General features: G+C 74.5%; 21 protein-coding genes. 11 read left to right on the top strand and 10 right to left on the bottom strand.

Annotated features, from left to right (window positions below; all coding sequences use genetic code 11):
* Positions 1-58: 58 nt before the first annotated feature.
* The 3 genes from WCD41_RS19330 to WCD41_RS19320 are packed head-to-tail and all read right to left on the bottom strand — an operon-like array spanning position 59 to position 3,138.
* Positions 59-2,002: an acetoacetate--CoA ligase gene (locus WCD41_RS19330; protein ID WP_337715354.1), complete on the bottom strand. Its 1,944-nt coding sequence runs from the start codon at positions 2,000-2,002 to the stop codon at positions 59-61.
* Between the two features lie 39 nt (positions 2,003-2,041).
* Positions 2,042-2,740 carry a hypothetical protein gene (locus WCD41_RS19325; protein WP_337715352.1) on the bottom strand — a complete coding sequence of 233 codons (699 nt, stop codon included), beginning with the start codon at positions 2,738-2,740 and terminating at the stop codon, positions 2,042-2,044.
* The gene (locus WCD41_RS19320) at positions 2,737-3,138 is read right to left on the bottom strand and encodes a hypothetical protein (protein WP_337715350.1); all 402 of its coding nucleotides are present in this window, start codon (positions 3,136-3,138) and stop codon (positions 2,737-2,739) included. Before WCD41_RS19320 ends, WCD41_RS19325 begins: the two co-directional genes overlap by 4 nt.
* Positions 3,139-3,726: 588 nt before the next feature.
* Between WCD41_RS19320 and WCD41_RS19315 the strand changes: the two genes are divergently transcribed.
* The 6 genes from WCD41_RS19315 (at position 3,727) to WCD41_RS19290 (ending at position 7,754) form a co-directional block, all read left to right on the top strand.
* Positions 3,727-4,149, top strand: coding sequence for a pyridoxamine 5'-phosphate oxidase family protein (locus WCD41_RS19315; protein ID WP_337715348.1), 423 nt, complete (start codon positions 3,727-3,729; stop codon positions 4,147-4,149).
* Between the two features lie 380 nt (positions 4,150-4,529).
* A complete protein-coding gene (locus tag WCD41_RS19310; RefSeq protein WP_337715346.1) occupies positions 4,530-4,808 on the top strand; it encodes a DUF6235 family protein in 279 nt (92 codons plus the stop codon).
* 96 nt (positions 4,809-4,904) lie between these two features.
* Positions 4,905-5,441: a DUF6423 family protein gene (locus WCD41_RS19305; RefSeq protein WP_337715344.1), complete on the top strand. Its 537-nt coding sequence runs from the start codon at positions 4,905-4,907 to the stop codon at positions 5,439-5,441.
* 10 nt (positions 5,442-5,451) lie between these two features.
* A complete protein-coding gene (locus WCD41_RS19300; RefSeq protein WP_337715342.1) occupies positions 5,452-6,771 on the top strand; it encodes an NAD(P)/FAD-dependent oxidoreductase in 1,320 nt (439 codons plus the stop codon).
* A complete protein-coding gene (locus WCD41_RS19295) occupies positions 6,764-7,204 on the top strand; it encodes a DUF6187 family protein (protein ID WP_337715340.1) in 441 nt (146 codons plus the stop codon). Before WCD41_RS19300 ends, WCD41_RS19295 begins: the two co-directional genes overlap by 8 nt.
* 10 nt (positions 7,205-7,214) lie before the next feature.
* A complete protein-coding gene (locus WCD41_RS19290) occupies positions 7,215-7,754 on the top strand; it encodes a carboxymuconolactone decarboxylase family protein (RefSeq protein WP_337715338.1) in 540 nt (179 codons plus the stop codon).
* A 3-nt stretch (positions 7,755-7,757) separates the two neighbouring features.
* On the opposite strand, the gene WCD41_RS19285 is transcribed toward WCD41_RS19290, so the two are convergent.
* From WCD41_RS19285 to WCD41_RS19275, 3 genes are all read right to left on the bottom strand, one after another.
* Complete coding sequence (locus WCD41_RS19285) at positions 7,758-8,990, bottom strand: NAD(P)/FAD-dependent oxidoreductase (RefSeq protein ID WP_337715336.1); 1,233 nt, start codon at positions 8,988-8,990, stop codon at positions 7,758-7,760.
* 169 nt (positions 8,991-9,159) lie between these two features.
* Positions 9,160-9,930 carry a GAF and ANTAR domain-containing protein gene (locus WCD41_RS19280; RefSeq protein ID WP_337715334.1) on the bottom strand — a complete coding sequence of 257 codons (771 nt, stop codon included), beginning with the start codon at positions 9,928-9,930 and terminating at the stop codon, positions 9,160-9,162.
* A gap of 134 nt (positions 9,931-10,064) precedes the next feature.
* Positions 10,065-10,274 (bottom strand): CsbD family protein, encoded by a 210-nt coding sequence (locus WCD41_RS19275; protein ID WP_337715332.1) that lies wholly within the window; start codon positions 10,272-10,274, stop codon positions 10,065-10,067.
* Positions 10,275-10,557: 283 nt separating this feature from the next.
* On the opposite strand from WCD41_RS19275, the gene WCD41_RS19270 reads away from it, so the two are divergent.
* From WCD41_RS19270 to WCD41_RS19250, 5 genes are read left to right on the top strand one after another with little or no spacing between them, the layout of a single operon-like run.
* Positions 10,558-12,942 (top strand): heavy metal translocating P-type ATPase, encoded by a 2,385-nt coding sequence (locus WCD41_RS19270; RefSeq protein ID WP_337715329.1) that lies wholly within the window; start codon positions 10,558-10,560, stop codon positions 12,940-12,942.
* Positions 12,943-12,995: 53 nt separating this feature from the next.
* Positions 12,996-13,466, top strand: a complete 471-nt coding sequence (locus WCD41_RS19265; RefSeq protein WP_337715327.1) for a CinA family protein — start codon at positions 12,996-12,998, stop codon at positions 13,464-13,466.
* A gap of 6 nt (positions 13,467-13,472) precedes the next feature.
* Complete coding sequence (locus tag WCD41_RS19260) at positions 13,473-14,153, top strand: HAD family hydrolase (RefSeq protein ID WP_337715325.1); 681 nt, start codon at positions 13,473-13,475, stop codon at positions 14,151-14,153.
* A gap of 9 nt (positions 14,154-14,162) precedes the next feature.
* The gene (locus tag WCD41_RS19255) at positions 14,163-15,071 is read left to right on the top strand and encodes a diacylglycerol/lipid kinase family protein (RefSeq protein ID WP_337715323.1); all 909 of its coding nucleotides are present in this window, start codon (positions 14,163-14,165) and stop codon (positions 15,069-15,071) included.
* A complete protein-coding gene (locus tag WCD41_RS19250) occupies positions 15,068-15,391 on the top strand; it encodes a TraR/DksA family transcriptional regulator (protein ID WP_337715321.1) in 324 nt (107 codons plus the stop codon). The genes WCD41_RS19255 and WCD41_RS19250 overlap by 4 nt, the downstream gene beginning before the upstream one ends.
* Before the next feature lie 55 nt (positions 15,392-15,446).
* Here WCD41_RS19250 and WCD41_RS19245 read toward each other — a convergent pair whose 3' ends face one another.
* From WCD41_RS19245 to WCD41_RS19230, 4 genes are read right to left on the bottom strand one after another with little or no spacing between them, the layout of a single operon-like run.
* Positions 15,447-15,980: a hypothetical protein gene (locus WCD41_RS19245; RefSeq protein ID WP_337715319.1), complete on the bottom strand. Its 534-nt coding sequence runs from the start codon at positions 15,978-15,980 to the stop codon at positions 15,447-15,449.
* On the bottom strand, positions 15,977-17,176 hold the full coding sequence (locus WCD41_RS19240) for an MFS transporter (RefSeq protein ID WP_337715317.1): 1,200 nt from the start codon (positions 17,174-17,176) through the stop codon (positions 15,977-15,979). Before WCD41_RS19240 ends, WCD41_RS19245 begins: the two co-directional genes overlap by 4 nt.
* Positions 17,173-18,105 carry a nuclease-related domain-containing protein gene (locus WCD41_RS19235; protein ID WP_337715315.1) on the bottom strand — a complete coding sequence of 311 codons (933 nt, stop codon included), beginning with the start codon at positions 18,103-18,105 and terminating at the stop codon, positions 17,173-17,175. Before WCD41_RS19235 ends, WCD41_RS19240 begins: the two co-directional genes overlap by 4 nt.
* Positions 18,105-18,629 carry a DUF2505 domain-containing protein gene (locus WCD41_RS19230; RefSeq protein WP_337715314.1) on the bottom strand — a complete coding sequence of 175 codons (525 nt, stop codon included), beginning with the start codon at positions 18,627-18,629 and terminating at the stop codon, positions 18,105-18,107. The genes WCD41_RS19235 and WCD41_RS19230 overlap by 1 nt, the downstream gene beginning before the upstream one ends.
* Positions 18,630-18,647: the final 18 nt, after the last annotated feature.

The raw sequence follows: 18,647 nt of genomic DNA, 5'->3' as shown, positions 1-18,647 counted from the left end.
TCGTGACAGCGGATCGGCCGCGGAGGAAGTGCCGACGGCGGCGAGCGCCCCGCGGTGGCTAGCGCGACGCGCCGTAGGCGTCGACGAAGGCCGGCACGGCCTCGGCGCCCCGCACGGCGTCGGGGCTGATCACCTCGTCGACGGCGCGGCCGCGCAGTACCTGCTTGACCGGGCGCTCGAGCTTCTTGCCGGTCAGCGTCCGCGGCACCGCGGGCACGGCCGCGATCAGGTCGGGCACGTGCCTCGGCGAGAGGTTGCGCCGCAGCCCGCCGGCGATGCGGGAGCGCAGGTCGTCGTCCAGCTCCGTGCCGGGCGTGAGCTCCACGAACAGCAGCAGGTCGCCCGACCCGCCCTGGTCGTCCTCGAGGTGCACCACCAGCGAGTCGGCCACCTCGGGCATGTCCTCGACGACGTCGTAGAACTCGGCGGTGCCCAGCCGCACCCCGCCGCGGTTCAGCGTCGCGTCGGAGCGGCCGGTGATCACGCAGCTGCCGCGGTCGGTGAACCGCACCCAGTCCCCGTGCCGCCAGACGCCGGGGAACGTGTCGAAGTAGGCCTCGCGGTAGCGCTCGCCGTCCGGGTCGTTCCAGAACCCGACCGGCATCGACGGCATCGGTGCCCGGACGACGAGCTCGCCGAGCTGCCCGACGACGGGGTGGCCGTCCTCGTCGAACGCGGCGACGTCGTGGCCGAGCCCGGCGCCGGACATCTCGCCGCGGTACACCGGCTGCCAGGTGCCGCCGCCGACGAAGCCGCTGCACACGTCGGTCCCGCCGCTGAACGGGTTGAGGATGACGTCGGGTCCGAGGTGCTCGTAGACGTAGTCGAACGCCTCCGGCGGCAGCGGCGCCCCGGTCGTCCCCAGCTGGCGCAGCTCGGGCCAGCGGGGCGGCACGATGCCCTCCTTGCGGCAGGACGTCAGGTAGCCGGGACTGGCACCCAGCAGGGCGACACCGGTCTCGGCGGCGAGCTGCCACTGCGCCTCGAGGTCCGGCCACAGCGGGTTCCCGTCGAGCAGCACGACGGCGCCGCGGTGCAGCAGCACCGAGATCGTGATGTTCCACATCGCCCAGGCCGTGGTGGTGAACCACAGCGTCCGGTCGCCGGGACGGATGTCGAAGTGCAGGCCGAAAAGGCGCAGGTGCTCGAGCAGGATGCCGCCGTGGCCGTGGACGGTCGCCTTCGGCAGCCCCGTGGTGCCCGACGAGAACAGCACGTAGAGCGGGTGCTCGAAACCGACCGGCTCGAACGCGAGCGGACCCGTCCCGGCGAGCAGCTCGTCCCACGTCATCGCGTCCGGCACCGCGTGCGGCCCGTAGTCCAGGCCGATGACGTGCTGCACGCTCGGCAGCCCCGCCCGGATGGTGGCCAGCTCCTCGCGCTGGTCGATCTCCTTGGTGCCGTAGCGGTACGACGCGACGGCGAGCAGCACCGTCGGCTCGAGCTGACCGAGACGGTCGACGACGCTGCGGGCGCCGAACTCGGGCGCGCACGCCGCCCAGATCGCGCCGAGGCTGGCCGCGGCGAGGAACACGACGATCGTCTCCGGGACGTGCGGCAGGTAGCCGACGACCCGGTCGCCCTTGCCCACACCGAGACGCACCAGCCCGGCGCGGGCGCGCGCCACCTGGTCGCGCAGCTCGCCGAACGTCATCTCCCGGGGCTCGCGCGTCTGGGAGCGGGCGATGATCGCCGTGCGGTCGAGGTCGTCGTCGGTGCCGAGCATGTGGGCCGCGTAGTTGACCTCGGCGCCCGGGAACCAGTGCGCGCCCGGCATCTCGGACGACCCCAGCACGCGCTCGTAGGTGCCGGGCACGCCGAAGTGGTCCCAGATCGAGGCCCAGAACGCCTCCGGCTCGCCGACCGACCAGCGCCAGAGGGCGCGGTAGTCCTCGAACCGCAGCCCTCGGGTGGACGCCAGGTACTCGAGGTAGGCGCCGAGGCCGGTGCCCTCCGGCTGTCCCGGCGAGCGCATCAGCGTCGGTGTCTCGGGAGCGTTCATGGTGGAGATCGTGCCCGTGACGGGCGTCTCAGCGCGAGGTCAACTCGTGCCGGACTTCTCGGTCGACGTGCCGGTGTAGCGCACCGATGGCCGCGTGCTGGGGAGGTCGAGCGCAAGTGTCTTCCAGACGAACCTGCCCGGTAGCAGGAGTACGAGAACGAGCACGAACAAGAGGACGGTGAAAGCCGGTACTCCCCTGATGATGCCTGTGGTGAGGAAGAAGAGACCGTTGAGGAACGTCTGCGCCGCGAAGCCGGTCATGACGAACAACGTGACGATGATGAGCACCGACCGCTTTCCGCTCGGCCGAAGGGTGCCGTAGGCAGCGCCGACGAGGAGTGGGCTCGCCGCCAGGATCAGGGTGACGGCAATGTTGGCGATCGTGATGCCTGTCGTCTGGTACTGGGGAGAGATCGTGGACAGCGCGCCGCTCTGGGCAAGGGCCGTTGTGCTGATGGCGCCCAGGAACGCAGTCGCAGATGCCCAAGGTTTGTCGTAGGCGTAGTCGGGTGGCAGGACCTTGTTGTCAGCCGATGCCGCACGGAGAGTGCGCCCGGTGAAGAAGGCGCTGACCGCGCCCACGACGAGGGCCGCGACGAAGATCCAGAAGAAGGTGTCGAAGTCCGAGGACCGCTCCACGGCGTATTCGACGGGTGACGCCGTGGCGTCGACGGGATCGATCCTCAGGATCAGAGTTCCCGTTGCGGGGTCGGTGCTCTTCACCGTCGTGTTGATCATGGCGGCGCAGTAGGGGCCGTTCGCAGTGCCGGCGGGAACAGGATCGATGGTTGTGAGCCGGGCGGGGTAGCGCTTCTGCAGCGAGTCGACGTCAGTGGCCGGTGCGAGAAGGATTCCTTGCTGACATGAGTGCACGGCTTGTCGAGCAGGATGAACCCGGCCGTTGAGGTGGCGTTGTCGTGGATCAGATCGGTCAGGCTCGACGTGGTCTCGAACACGAGTCCGTCGCCCCCGACTTGCTTGACCACCACCGGCGTGGGCGTCGCCGTCGGTGTTGTTGTCGCGACCGGCGGATTGCTGGGCGTCGGCGCCTCCCCGCCGAGTGCGGCGGGCGTCGCGATCGTCAGTCCGGCGAGGAGTACGGCGACGAGCGCGAAGGCGGGCGGACGTATCGGCATGGCGGATCACTCGGAAAGAGATGGATCTCGCTTTCCGGTCGGTACAGCGCACACTTTGTCGATCTTGATCTCTCGTGTCATGATCCCCCCAGATCAGTTCGACCCACCTGTCAGGCAAGAATGGCATATCGACGGCGTAACCGACAGATCCACACAACGAGCGGCGGGGGTGTCTCGAGGCGCACATGCCGATTGCGGACCGTCCTCGTCGTTCGACTCGCGACTCCGAGTGGCACTGCCCTCGTCGCCCAGCTCTCACCCCGCGTTCCCGTCGTGGGCCGCAGGACGTAGCGGTCGTGTCGGGCCACTTGGCCGACGCGCTGGAGAGGAAGCGTTGCCGCCTACTCGTCGTCGAGCACAGCTCAACTGCTCGTTCCGGCGAGGGGCGCCCCTCGCCGATCTAGTCGAGCGAAGGTGCCCTTCGATCAGAACCGGGGCGCGCCGCTCGTTCCGGCGAGGGGCGCCCCTCGCCGATCTAGTCGACCGAAGGTGCCCTTCGGTCAGAATCCTGGCGCGCCGGACGATCGCGCAGGTGTTCCGGAGTCGCGCGGATGGGCACATCGGCCTGGGGCGCCCAGGCTGTCGGGCATGGCGCTCACCGCATACGACCGCGACCTGCTCGGCCGTCCCCTCCACGGGCTGCTGACCATCCCGCCCGGCCCGAACAGGCTCCCCGCGCCCCGGCCCGTCTGGTTCGAGCTGACCCCGGAGGGCGAGGTGCAGCTGTTCTCGATGGCCGACGCGCTCAAGGTCCGCCGGCTGGAGGCCGACCCGCAGGCGACGTTCGTCGTCGTCAAGCCGGACGGGGAGCCCGAGGGGTGGGTGTCGATCGAGGCCGACGTGACCCTGCCGGACGGCGGGGCGTCGGAGCTCGCGCTCCGGCTCGCCGAGCGCTACTGGGGTGACCTGGCGTCGCCGGAGCAGCGCGAGCGCGTCGAGGACTACCGCGTCGAGGAGAACCTGCGTCGCATCGTCCTGCACCCGCGCCGGGTGACGCGGGGCCCGGCCTGAGGGCGTCCGTCTCCGCCACGTGCCCGCTCGTCGTGCGCAACCGGACCACGCCTTGCGTCTCGTGGACGCACAGCGCACCGTTTGTCCAGCCGCGGCGGCTCTTGCTCGGCCACCCGGCGAGGCTCCGGAGTTGACCGCACAGCGCCGGGGCCGACCCACGTCGTCACTGAGCCATCAGTCACCTGCCCACGGGCTGCCGCCCCTCGGCAGTCCGACCCGCCGGGCGGGTGCGCGCCGTCGCCGTCTGCAGGGGAGCGCGGCACGGCGGGCCTCGGTGGCGGCGTGGGTCGCACGGCAGGAGAAGCCAGGCGCCCGACGACCCCTCGACACTGGGCCGCACCAGCAGCGGACAGTGCTGCTATCCGTTCGAGGAGGTCGCCATGATCACGACTCGCCTGACCGAGGGCACCGACGTCCTGGGTGCCTGGTCGGACACCGCGACACAGGCCCAGCGCAACGAGGTCTACGAGGTCCTCTTCGCACTGCTCGACGGGACCGCCCCGCGCCGCTGCCACCTGACGAGCGACGGACAGTGGTTCCGGGCGACCGTGACGGCGGAGATCGCCCTCGACGGACGCTGGGTCGACGAGGGCTTCGAGGTGCACTTCATCGGCCGGCCATCGGCGCGCAACCTGGATCACTCGGACCGCGCAGGATAGTCGATCGGAGATCATCCCGGCAGCGTTGACTTCGTCCACGCCGCTCGATCGGATCCTTCTCGACCATCCGTTCTCGGCTCGACCAGGGGGCCCTCTGTGTCCACACCGGACTTCTCCGGACTCGACGTCTCCCAGCGGGTGCGGGCCCGCGACATCCAGCTGGCCGGGGTGGCCGACGTCGCCCGCCGGGTCCTGATGATCACCGGCGCCGTGGACACGACCGACCACGACGTGTCCGTGGTCGTCGAGCTCCCCGCGGCGGGTCGCTGGACCGTCGTGAAGGCCGAGACGAACCTGACCGACCGGACGTGGGTGGCGATGCAGGTCGTCACCGGCCAGGGCTCGACGATCGTCGGCGGCGACGAGGCTCCCCTGATGTCGCGCCAGTTCTCGCGGTCCTTCCTCACCCCCGACCACACCCGGGTCGTCTTCTACGACGGCGAGGTCCGCCCGGGGGAGGCCGTGCTCAAGATGTACTCACTGGACGCCGGCGGGACCAGCCCCGCCTACTCGTACTCGCAGTACAGCCCGGTGGCCGCGAGCGACGACCTCACGATCGAGCAGATCGTCGCCGACGGCATCCCGCAGCGGCCGGTCGTGGAGCTCGTCGTCCCCGTCACGGTGATCGGCTGATCGCCGCCCCGTGCCCACCTTCGTCCCCGAGCCCCACCTCCTCGACTCCCCCCGCGGACGCCCGTGGCCGGTCGCCGCGACCGGTCCACGGGCCCACGACGCCGACCCGCCCGCCCGCGCGGACGTGGTCGTCGTCGGGGCCGGTCCCGCCGGCCTGGCGGTGGTGTCGGCGCTGTGGCACCAGGGGGTGCGCGACGTCGTGGTCGTCGACCCGGGTGCCCGTCCCGCCGAGCGCTTCTTCCGCCGCATCGACGCCCTCGGCCAGCGGGTGCTGCGCTCCCCGTACGAGCACCACCCCGGGGTCGAGGGGTTCCGCGACTGCGAGCTGCTCGACTTCGCCCGCCTGCACTGGGGCCGCCTCACCGCCGTCGAACGCCGCGAGATCCGCATGGCCCAGTCCGGGCACCGCTCGGTGGTCCCGGTCGACGTGTTCGAGGCGTACTGCCACCACCTCGCGGTGAGCCACCACGTCACCGGCCGGATGTACCGGGCGACCGCGCGGTCGGTCGACCCCGGGCCGGACGGCGTCGTGGTGCACACCGACCGCGGCCGCGTCGCGACGCGGTTCGCCGTGCTCTGCCCCGGCGAGGAACGCCGCCCGGCGCCGACGTCGTGGTGGGGCGGCGGCCCGCCACCGGCCGGCGTCGGCTTCTGGGACGAGGGGGTCGTCCACGACGGCGGGCCGACGGTCGTCGTCGGTGCGGGCCTGACCGCCGCGCACCTGGTCACGGGCGCCCTCGAGGCGGGCTCGCGGGTCCGGTGGGTGCTGCGGGCCGACCAGCAGCGCTACCAGTGCGCCGACGTCAACGCGACGTTCTTCCGCCCCGAGGGCCGCGCCCGCTTCGACGGCGGTGACCGGGCCCGGCGCCTGGACCTCCTCCGGGCCCAGCGGCGCGCCTCGATCATGTTCGAGTTCCGCCCGCGCCTCGAGGCCGCGGAGGCCGACGGGCGCCTGACCCTGCACCGCGGCCGTGAGGTGTCGTCGGTGACCACCGGCCGCGTCGCGCTCGCCGACGGCACCGCCGTCACCGGGGACCGCGTCGTCCTCGCGCTCGGCACGGTGTTCGCGCCGGGGGCGGGGCTGCTGCCCGACGAGGTCGTCGCCGCCGCCGACGGCTGGCCCGACCTCGACCCGCGCACGGTGTCCTACGCGCGGGCCCCGCGGGTGCTCGCGGTCGGTGCCGCGGCCGGCATGGCGCTCGGCCCGTCCGCCCGCAACATCGACGGCCACCGCCTCGCGACGGCGCGGGTCGCGACGGCCGTCGCCGAGGGCCTGCGCCGGGGACACCCGCTCGTCCCCGCCGACGTCCCGGTGGCCGCGGGTGCCTGACGTCGCGCGGATGTCCCTGCCCGGGGAGGACGCCGCCCCCGACGAGGAGGCCGGTGTCGTCGTCCTCGGGCTCGACGCGGAAGCGCTGCTCCTCGGCCTGGGTCTCGCTGCGCTGCGTGGCGACGAGGGTGGCGACGACGACCCGGCCCTGGTCGCGACGACCGTCGACCTCGTCCGTCACGGCGTGCCCGACGCGCCGGGACGCGACGAGCTGCTCGCGCGCGGCGCCGCGTGCTGGTCCGCCCGGCGACCGGACTTCGCGCCCGCCACGACGGCGCCGGCCGTGGGCTCGGTGCGCGCCGCCTGGGCCGCGCTGCGCGACCTGCCCGACGCGACCGCGCCGCCCGCGGTGCGGACCTACCTCGTCGCCTGCTGGATCCGCCGCGCCGACATCGACCCGCTGGCGGCGCGGCTCGACACCCGGACGATCTGACGGAGGCCCCGTGTCCCACCTGAGCTCCCTGCCGCCCGCGACCACGCTGCTCGACGCGTTCCGCGCGTTCCCCGAGCCCGTCGCCCCGCTGCTCGGCCTGCACGAGACGGTGATGCGCGGCGACTCCGCGCTCACGCCGGGGCAGCGCGAGCTCATCGCCGCCTACGTCTCCGGCCTCAACGACTGCGGCTACTGCCACGGCGTGCACGCCGCGACGGCCCGGGCGTTCGGCGTCGACGAGGACGTTCTGGCCGCCGCCCTCGCCGACCTCGACTCGGCGCCGCTCGAGGACGGCATGAAGCCGCTGCTGCACTACGTCGGGGTGCTGACCCGCTCACCGAGCCGGGTCACCGAGGCCGACGCCGCGGCCGTGGCCGCCGCGGGGTGGGACGACCGCGCGCTCTACGACGCGATCCTCGTGTGCGCGCTGTTCAACTTCATGAACCGCGTGGTCGAGGGGGTCGGCATCCGCGCCGACGAGGCCTACGCCGAGGTGTCCGGTCAGCGGCTGCACGACGTCGGCTACGTCGGGCTCTCGGAGGTCATCTGACCGTCAGGCCAGCGGCACGGCCGTGTCGGCGTGGCGGCCGCGCTCGAAGGTCTCCTCGAGGCGCACGAGCCGGGCGATGGGGTCGGTGACGTCCCAGACGTTGACGTTCATGCCGGCGAGCACCCGCCCACCGGCGAGCCAGAACGCGACGAACTCGCGCGAGGAGGCCTCGCCCCGGATCACCACCTCGTCGTACTCGCCGGGCGCGACGTACCCGGTGTACTCCATGCCGAGGTCGTACTGGTCGCTGAAGAAGTACGGCAGCCGGTCGTGCCCGGTCTCGTCGCCGAGCATCGCGCGGGCGGCCTCCGGGCCGCCGTTCAGGGCGTTGTCCCAGTGCTCCACCCGCAGGTGACGCCCGAACGACGGGAACCAGAGGTTCGCGACGTCACCCGCGGCATGGATGTCGGGGTCGGACGTGCGGTGGCGTGCGTCCACCACGACGCCGTCGGAGACCTCGAGCCCGGCGGCCTCGGCGAGCGCGGTGTTCGGGGTGATCCCGACGCCGACCACGACGGCGTCGGCGTCGATCTCGGTGCCGTCGGCGAGCCGGACGCCGGACACCCGCCCGTCGCGGCCGAGGATCGCGGCGAGCTGCGTGTCGACGCGCAGGTCGACGCCGTGCTCGCGGTGCAGCGTCGCGAAGACCTCGGCGATCTCGGGGCCCAGCACCCGCAGCAGCGGCAGCGACGCGGACTCGATCACCGTGACCGCGACGTCGGCGAGGCGGGCGGCGGCGGTGACCTCGAGCCCGATCCATCCGGCCCCGATCACCACCATCCGCGACGACGAGCGCACCGCCGCGGCGATGCCGTCGCTGTCGGCGAGGGTGCGCAGGTGGTGCACGCCCTCGAGGTCGGCGCCGGCCAGCGGGAGGCGCCGCGGGGACGACCCGGTGGCGAGCAGCAGCTTGGTGTAGTCGAGCCGGTCGCCGTCGGCGAGGACGACCTCGTGGGCGTCGCGGTCGAGCGCGGTGGCCGGCACCCCGGCGCGCAGCTCGACGCCGTGCTCGGCGTACCAGTCCGGCGCGTGCAGGTAGACGCTGTCGCGGTCGGCGGTGCCCTGGAGACCGCCCTGCAGGTACTCCTTGGACAGCGGCGGGCGGTCGTAGGGCCGCTCCTGCTCGTCGCCGACCAGCACGACCCGGCCGCCGAAGCCGTCCTCCCGCAGGGTCTCCGCGGCCTTCGCCCCGGCCAGCCCCGCACCGACGATCACGTGGGTCCCGTCGTCCGCCATGACGTCGATGGTCGACCTCCCCGGCCGTCGGGACAACGTCGGGACGACGATCCGGGGACGAGGCGACCCCGCCGGCTCGTGGAGTAGAACCGGCGGGGTCTGAGTCGACGATCGACCCGCGGGCGTCCTGTCGACCTGGCGCCGGTCTTACCCGTCCGGACGACGCCCTCTAACGTCCCGGAGCGGCCGGGCGATCGCGGCGTTTCTGCGCCTCGCCGACCAGCCAGGTGGCCACCTCGACGAGCTTGATGTTCGTCTGCTGCGAGGACTCCACGAGCATCGAGAACGCCTGCTCGGGGCCCACGCCGAAGCGCTCGACGAGCACGCCCTTGGCCTGGCCGATCACGTCGCGACTGTCCAGGGCGACGGTGAGGCCCTGGATGCGCTTGGCCCCGTGCAGCGCGAGGGCGGCCTGGGACGCGAACAGGGCCCCGACGTCCGCCGACGCCTCGTCGAACGCGTGCGGCGACGAGGCGTACAGGTTCAGCGCGCCGGCGCTGCCGTGGGTGGCGAAGAGCTGGAAGGCCATGAGCGAGGAGATCCCGCGCTCCGTGGCGGCCCTGGCGTAGCGCGGCCAGCGCTGCGTCTGCGCCATGTCCTCGACGAGGGTCCGGTGCTCCTGCCAGATCGCGTCGAGACACGGCCCCTCGCGCAGCTCGTTCTGCAGCTCGTCGAGGTCCCGCACCGCGTCGCTGCTCGGGGAGCAGGCCTCGACCTGCCCGCCGCGCTCGACGAGCGAGACGCCCGCGTGCTCCACGTGCGGGATCGTGTGGATCGCTCCCTGCACGATCAGCGTCAGCGTGCGCTCGACGGTCTCGTCGCCCCGGTCCAGCAGGTTCCGGGCGGCCTCGTCGAGGGCGCGCGCCAGGGCGGCCCCGAACCGCTCGTCGTCGGGGTGGACCTGGTCCTCGTGCTCCTCGCGCTCCGTCGTGGACGCCATGCGAGCAGGGTTACCCACGCAACGAAGGGTTCGACACCGATTCAGTGCCGCCGCGACGGTTCGCGTCGAACGGCCCGGACAGACGAACGGCCCCCGGACCGTCGTCCGGGGGCCGTCGTGGTGCGGGGAGCCGTCTACTGGTGCTTCTTCTGGTCGGCGTCCTTCTTGTCCGCCTCGGCGCGGGCCTTCTGGGCCTCCGCCTCCTTCTGGCGGGCGGTGTCCTCGGCGTCGGCCTTCTTCTGCTGCTCCTTGCCCTCCCGGGCGACGTCGTCCTGCCCGGTCAGCGCACCGACGGCCTCCTTGGCGCGGCCCTTGAGGTCCTCGGCCGACGTGTCCTCTGCCATCGTCTTCCTCCGTCGTCGAACGGTGTCCTCGGTCGACGGCGGGCCTACCCGATCGTCACGACCCCGCACACGCCCGCCCGCTGAGACGTCCGCTACGCCGTTCGGGGTACCCGCGCCGTCCGTCCGGGGCGGGCGTCGACCGTTCGTCGTGTCCGAACCGGACGGTCGCCGGACGGGAGACGGGGGGTTCTCAGGTCCGGAGGCGCGCGCGGGGGCGCCCCCTAGCGTCGCGGCGTCGATCGACCCGATCGACCAGCGACCACCAGGGAGCGGAGGTGTCGGCGTGGCGACCGACGTCGCGGAGGGTGCGGGGCCGGCGATCACCGGGGACGACACCCGGGTCACCACCGAGCTGGCCGTCACCGGCATGACGTGCGGGACGTGCGCCGCGCGGATCCAGCGCAAGCTCGGGCGCCTGCCCGGCGTCGAGGCGAGCGTCAACTACGCCAGCGGCCGCGCCCGAGTCACCCACCCCGCGGAGCAGGACCCGGCCGAGCTCGTCACCGCGGTCACGGGGCTCGGCTTCGGCGCCGAGCCGGTGACGCCGCAGATCCCGGCCGCCGGCGCGGCGGCCGTCCCCGCGCCCCGGACGGCGCCGGACGGGGCTGCGGACCAGGGGAGGCACCGCGCCCCGTCGGCGGCCGCCCCCGCCGAGGACGCGCCCGACCCCGAGCTCGCCGAGCTGCGCCACCGCGCGCTGGTGTGCCTCGCGCTGACCCTCCCGGTGATCGCCGTGGCCATGACGCCGGACTGGCAGTTCCGGTACTGGCAGTGGTTCTCCCTCGTGCTCACCGCGCCCGTCGTCATCTGGGGCGGGTGGCGGTTCCACCGGGCGGCGGCGCGGCACCTGCGCCACCTCTCGGCGACGATGGACACGCTCGTCTCGGTGGGCACGCTCGCCGCGTTCGGCTGGTCGGTGTGGGCGCTGTTCAAGGGCGGCGCCGGTCTCGGCGGGATGCGGCACGCGCTCTACCTGATCCCGCGGCCCGACCAGTTCGACGGCTCCCGCACGATCTACCTCGAGGCGGCGGCCGCGATCACCACCGCGGCCCTGCTCGGCCGCTGGATCGAGCGGCGCGGACGGCGCCGCGCGCTCGGGGTGTCGGCGTCCCTGCTGGCGCCGCCGGCGGCGGAGGCGCGTGTCGTCGTCGGCGACCGTGAGCTGCCCGTCCCGGTCGGGGGCGTCCGGCCCGGCGACCGGATCGCGGTCGGCCCGGGCGAGCCGTTCCCGCTCGACGGCCGTGTCGTCGAGGGACGCTCCACCGTGGACGCCGGCGCCATGACCGGCGAGTCGGCACCCGTCGACGTCGAGCCCGGCGCCGAGGTGCTGGCCGGCACGCGCAACGAGTCCGCGCGGCTCGTCGTCGAGACCACCCGGGGCGCCGGGGACACCCAGTGGGCGCGGATGGCGCGCCGGGTGCAGGAGGCGCAGGCGGGCAAGACCGCCATCCAGCGGCTCGCCGACCGGGTCTCGGCGTGGTTCGTGCCCGTCGTGATGCTGCTGGCCGTCAACACCCTGCTGTTCTGGGGCGTCTCGGGTGCCGGCTGGGGCTTCGCGATCGCCGCGGGGATGGCCGTGCTCGTCGTGGCCTGCCCGTGCGCGCTGGGGCTCGCCACCCCCACCGCGCTCGCGGTCGCCACGGGCCGCGGCGCCCAGCTCGGCATCCTGCTGCGCGGCCCCGAGGTGCTCGAGTCGTCCCGGCGCGTCGACACGATCGTGCTCGACAAGACCGGCACCGTCACGACCGGGCGGATGAGCCTGCAGGCGGTGCACACCACCCCGGACACCGGGCGCGCGGAGGTCCTCGCCCGCGTCGGCGCGCTCGAGGCGGAGCTCGAGCACCCGGTCGCGCGGGCGATCGCCGCGGCGGCCCGGGACGAGCTGCCGGGCCGGCTCGGCGGGGCCACCGACGTCCGCCCGCTCGACGGGCTCGGCGTCGAGGGCACCGTCGACGGTGTGCGCGTCCTCGCCGGGCGGCGCCGGTTGATCGACTCCCACGGGGTGGACGTCCCCGCCGACCTGGCCGACGCGCTCGACCGGGCCGCGGCGCACGGCGCCACCACCGTGCTCGCCGCCTGGGACGACGGCTCCGGCGTGCTGCGTGCCCGGGCGGTGCTGGAGGTGGCCGACGGGGTCCGCGAGGGCTCCGCGGAGGCCGTCGCGGAGATGAGGTCCCGCGGGCTGCGCCCGGTGCTGCTGACCGGCGACAACCCCGCCGCCGCCCGCGCCGTGGCCGCCGAGGTCGGCATCGCCGCCGAGGACGTCGTCGCCGAGGTGCTGCCGACGGAGAAGGCCGACGCGGTCCGCCGTCTGCAGGAGCAGGGTGCGGTCGTCGCGATGGTCGGCGACGGCGTCAACGACGCCGCGGCGCTCGCCCAGTCCGACCTCGGGGTGGCGATGGGCACCGGTACCGCGATGGCGATCGAGGCCGGCGACGTGACGCTCGTGCGGGACGACCTGCGTGCGGTGCCCGACGCCCTGCGCCTGGCCCGCCGCACGCTCGGCACCATCCGCGGCAACCTGTTCTGGGCGTTCGCCTACAACGTCGCCGCGCTGCCGCTGGCCGTCGCCGGCCTGCTCAACCCCATGCTCGCGGGCGTCACGATGGCCCTGTCGAGCGTCTTCGTCGTCGGCAACAGCCTGCGCCTGCGCCGCTTCAAGCCCTGACCGACGACACCGACCGCGTTTCCCGTGCCCCCCGATCGGCAAGGCCGGGAAGCGTGTCGGAGGACCCGGAAGAACTGGCCCGGTCGGTGTCGGACGTCGCCTCGCGCGACGGGCGCCGCGTCGCGATCGTCGAGTCGCTGACCGGGGGGCTCGTGTGCAGTGACCTCGCGGCCTCGCCGGGGTCGAGCGAGTGGTTCCGCGGCGGCGTCGTCGCCTACGACCGCACGACCAAGCACGGCGCGCTGGGCGTGCCGGACGGGCCGGTCGTGTCGGAGCCCGCGGTGCGCGCGATGGCCGAGAAGGCCGCGGAGCTCCTCGGCGCCGACCTGACGCTCGCCGTCAGCGGCGCCGGCGGGCCCGAGCCGCAGGACGACCAGCCGCCGGGCACCGTGTGGTTCGCGATCGACGACCGCGACAGCACCGAGGCGTGGGTCGAGCAGTTCGAGACCGACGAGCCGGGCGACGTCCTCAAGAACACGCGCATCCGTTCGCTGAAGGCGCTGCTCGACCACCTGGAGGGGTAGCGGACCATGGACGGCGTGGTGGACCACGTCGTCTGGGACTGGAACGGCACGTTGCTCGCCGACGTGCACGCCGTCGTCGACGCCTCCGCGGCCGGGCTGGCGGCCGTGGGCGTCACCGGCGGTCTCGACCTCGCCCGGTACCGCTCGACGTTCCGGCGCCCGCTGCGGGACTTCTACGCCGCGCTCGTCGGGCGGGACGTCGGCGACGAGGAGTGGGCGCGGATGAACGCCGTCTTCGGCGAGCACTACCGGGGCCTCGAGCCCGCGCTGCCGCTCGCCGACGGGGCCCTCGACGCGCTGGACCGGTTCGCGGCCGCCGGGCTCGGGCAGTCGGTGGTGAGCATGCTCGGGCACGACGAGCTGCACGCCACCCTCGGGCGGCGCGGTCTGCACGACTGGTTCGTGCGCGTCGACGGCGACCACCACCGCGACGGCCGGAGCAAGGAGGCCGCGCTCGCCGCCCACCTCGACGTGCTGGGGCTCGATCCCGCTCGGGTCGTGCTGGTCGGCGACACGCTGGACGACGCCGCCGCCACCGCGGCCGTCGGCAGCGCCTGCGTGCTCGTGGCCGAGCACTCGACCCACCATGCGGAGGACCTGCGCACCGTCGCTCCGGCGGTGCCGACGTTGCCCGAGGCGGTGGAGCACGTGCTCGCGTTGCGCCGCAGCGCGACGTCGTCGTCGTAACCTCTCCTCGTGGCCGTGCCGTCCGAACCGTCCCCGATGCCCGCCTACGACCGCGTCGTGCTCGTCTACAACCCCCAGAGCAGCGGCGACGGCCAGCAGCGCGCCGAGCAGGCGCAGGCGACGCTGGCCGAGCAGTCGCCGCAGCTGGGGGTCGTGCTCACGGCGACCGAGTACGCCGGGCACGCCCGCGTCATCGCCGAGGAGGAGGCGCGCGCGGGGCGCGTGCTCGTCGTCTCGGTCAGCGGTGACGGCGGCTACAACGAGGTCGTCCAGGGCGTCATGGCCGCGGGCGACGGCACGACGTCAGGGGCCGTCGCCGCCGTGCTGCCCGCCGGCAACGCCAACGACCACCGGCGCGCGACGCGCGAACGTCCGCTCGTCGACGCCATCGCCGCGGCCCAGGTGAGCCGCCTCGACCTGCTGCGGGTGGAGATCGCGGGCGAGGGCGGGCCGCGCTGGGCGCACTCCTACCTCGGGCTCGGCATCACGCCGACCGTGGCGCTCGAGCTGGAGCGCGGCGGCAAGGGCTCGATCCGCGAGATCGTCACCACCGTGCGCGCGTTCTCGGCCTTCCACCCCTTCGAGGTCGACGTCGAGGGCGAGGGACGGAAGCGCTTCGACAGCCTCGTGCTCGCCAACACCACCGAGATGGCGAAGTACGTGACGCTCTCCGACGGCGACCCCGCCGACGGGCTGTTCGAGGTCGTCACGCTGCCGCACCGCTCGAAGCTGCGGCTGCTGGCGTACGCGGTGCGGGCGGCGGTGCGGGGCCTGGGCGCCCAGCCGCGCACCGCCCGCTTCGCGTTCACGACGCTCTCGCCGATCCCGGTGCAGCTCGACGGCGAGGTGCTCGACCTGCCCGCCGACCGCGCGGTGTCGGTCCGGATCGCGCCGCGGGCGCTCGCGACGGTCGTGTGACCGGCCCGCTCGAGGAGGCCCGCGCCGACGCCGAGGCGCGGATCGCGTCGCTCGAGGCGCAGCTCGCGGGCATCGTCGAGACCGCCTCGGCGAGCTCCGGGGACGACGAGCACGACCCCGAGGGCCAGACGATCGCCTACGACCGCGCCCAGGTGGCCGCGCTGCTCGCCGCGTCGCGCCGTGACCTCGCCGAGATCGACGCCGCCGTGGCGCGGGTGGACGCCGGGACGTACGGGGTGTGCGAGCGCTGCGGGCGCCCGATCGCCCCCGAACGCCTCGAGGCCCGCCCCGCCGCCCGCACCTGCGTGGGGTGCACCTGATCGGCCCATGTGAGCGAACTTCGGTGCTATAGCCCCGAGGTTCGCTCACATGGGTTCAGGGGCGGCGGAACGGGACGGAGGGGTCGCGGACGGGGCGGGGGCCGCCGGCGGCGGCGAAGCGCTCCCGGGCCGCGCGGGCCGTCGCGCCGTCCTCGCGCAGCCCCGGGTCCATCGCGTCGCGCACCGGGGCGAGGAGCACCTTGCGGTCGGGGTGCAGCACCGTCGTCAGGCGCAGGTGCGCGCGCATCCACGCGCTCAGGCGGTCCTCGTCGGCCCGGGTCAGCACGACCTCGGCCGCCCAGGTGGGCGCGAACGCCAGCTCCTCGAGCAGCAGCCCCGCCAGCGCGCGCCGCATCGGCGAGACGCCCGTGCGGTAGAGGTCCTGGCGCGTGACGCGGTTGCGCAGCATCGTCGCGTCGCCGACGTCGAGCAGGACGTAGCCCTCGTCCGTCGGGTGGGCCGGCCCGTCGACGGGCACCTCCGTGCCCCACCACGCCACGAGGCCGGCGTCGCGCCCGAGACCGGCCACCGCCTCGTCCAGCGGCGGCAAGGGCCCCGACAGGGCATCCACGACGGCAGCGACGGTCACGCCCGCAGTGTCCGCCCCGACCCCGGCGGCCGCAGCGACCCCGCCAGGACGAACGCCGCGACGCCCGCGACCGGCACGAGCGCCAGGCCCGCGCCGACCGACACGCTGTCGGCCACGGCCCCGATGATCGGCGGGAACGTGAGGAACCCGAGCCGCGCGAGCCAGCCGACGACCGCGATGCCGTCCCCGGGCCGCACGCCCCGGATGCGGCCCGCCGCGGCGAAGCCGAGCGGGAAGAGCGTCGAGACCCCGAAGCCCGCCAGCGCGTAGCCCGCGACCGCCGCGACGGGGTGGGCGACCAGCAGCGCCGCGGCCATCGCCAGCGTCGCGATCGCCGCGCCCGTCCGGGCGACCAGGACCGCGCCGAACCGGTCGACCACGCGGTCGCCGAGGAGGCGCCCGAGCGTCATCGCCGTCTGGAACGCCACGAACGGCAGGCCGGCGACGAACGCCCCGCCGCCGAGGTCGTCGCGCACGTAGATGGCGCCCCACGACGCCGCGGAGTCCTCGATCCCGCCCGACGCGACGAGCAGCGCCGAGAGCGCCAGCAGGGGTCCGGCGGCGACGACGACCGCGCGCCAGGGCCCGTGCGGATGGCCGTCGGGTTCGGCCTGCTCCGCCTCCGGCTCGGGTCCCGGCAGGCACCAGCGCCAGGCCAGCACGGAGCCGAGCACGAGCACGACCGCGACGATCCCGAGGTGCGCGAGCAAGGGCACCCCGAACCCGGCGGCGGCCGCGCCGAGCAGCCCCGCGCCGACCGCGGCCATGCTCCACACCGCGTGCAGCCCGTTGACGATCGAGCGTCCGTAGCCGGTCTGGACCCGCAGCCCGTGGGCGTTCATGGCAGCGTCGGCCCACGCGTCGGTCACGCCCAGGACGAACAGCGCCGCGGCCAGGGCGAGCCACGAGGGCGCCAGCGCCACGGCGGGCAGCAGGACCGCGCCGACCAGGCCCACGCCGGCGCCCGCGCGGCCGCTGCCCACACGGGCGATCAGCGGCCCCGCGAGCACCCCGAAGATCAGCGCGGCGGCCGGGAAGGCGGCGATCGCCGTGCCGAGCGCGGCGTTCGACAGGCCCAGCTCGTCGCGCAGGGTCGGGAACCGCGGGACGATGCTGTTGTAGGTCGCCCCGTTGACCACGAACATCGCGACGACCGCGACGCGGGCACGCCGGAGGGCGGGCTCGGCACGGGTCACGGGCGCCACGTCACCGATCGGCGCGCGACGTCGTGGATCTGCTCGACGGCCTGGTCGGACTGGGGCGTGCCGAACGCGGTGAGCAGGCGGGGCATCGGGCCCAGCCGCGTCACCGTCACCCCGCGGGGCCGCCCGCCCCCCGACAGGATCGCGCCGACGACGGCGACCATCGGGTGCACGGCGGGCGGATCGAGCGTCTCCGTCGCGCCCACCGCGCGGGCCAGGGCCACCGACACGCGGTCGGCGACCTCGAGCCCGATCCGCCGGTGGCGGTCGAGGTCGAGCGACGAGCCCGCGAGGTCGAGGTGCTGGTCCTCCACGACGACCCGTCCGCCGGGGATGTTGACGACCTCGATGACGAACAGGCCCGGCGGCCCGATGAGGACGTGGTCGAGCGTGACGAGCCCCGGGGTCGAGCTCCGCTGCGCGGCGTCTCCCGGAGCCTCGGCGAAGGCCATCGGGACGCTGTGCAGGATGCGCCAGCGCGCCCCGCGGCCGCGGCGCAGCGTCGGCGGGCGGGTCAGCTTGGCGACGGCCTCGGCGACCGCGTGCTGGCCGTCGGCGCGCAGGCGGGCCGGCCGGTCGGCCTCCGGTCCGCGCTCGGCGCGGGCGGTGGCGGCCTCCTCGATCAGGCCGTGCCCGGGCCGGTGCAGCGCGAGGTCCTCCCAGCCCGGGTCCCAGCCGCCCTCGGGGGGCGCGGCACCCGCACCCAGGGCCGCCGGCGGGGCGATCTCGTCGGGGCTCGCCATCGGCGGCAGGTTGTTCTCCCACAGCCAGGCGTTGGCCTCGTGGGTGAACCGCTCCCGGTAGCCCGCGGGGACGTCGTGCGCGACGCGGGAGACGAGGTCGAGGTGACCGAGGGGCAGGCCCTCGGCCGAGGTCACGTAGAGCCGGTCGGAACCGGGTCGCCGCTTGCGTCGTGCCGGCATCAGCCCGCCCGTTCCGCGCCGTCGAGCCACCGCGAGATGCGGTCGTGCTCGCTGCCGGTGAGCCCGCGGATGCCGGTGACGACGGACCGTTCGATCCCGCCGCCCAGCAGCGGCACCGCGGCGGTGATGTCGAGGTCGACCGAGAGCCTGCTGCCCTCGTCGTCGCCGGCGACCGACATCGTGCCCGCGGCGCTGATCGGCGTCCCCGGGACCGCGACCCGCGCCCGGCCGTCGCAGCGCTGCGGCCCGAGCCGCCACTCCTCGGTGCGCTCGATGACGAGCACGCCGGACAGCAGCCGTTCGACCACGGACGGGACCTGACCGGGCGGGACGGGCTGGCGCAGCACCACGCGGATGCGGCGGGTGTCCCCGGGACCGTCGGCGCGGTCGAACGCGAGGACCTCGATGCGTCCCGACCCGTCGACGTCCAGCTTGATCCGGTGGAACTCGGGGTCCGCGAGCGCGGCGGCGAAGGCGGGGACGCCGTAGGGGTAGGCGCGGCTCAACGCCAGCCGGGTGCTCACGCGGACCGAGCGTAATCG

Source organism: Actinomycetospora aeridis, from assembly GCF_037400275.1.
Taxonomy (GTDB): domain Bacteria; phylum Actinomycetota; class Actinomycetes; order Mycobacteriales; family Pseudonocardiaceae; genus Actinomycetospora; species Actinomycetospora aeridis.
Note: the sequence above shows the minus strand (reverse complement) of the source record. Positions and strands in the feature narration are given on the sequence as shown.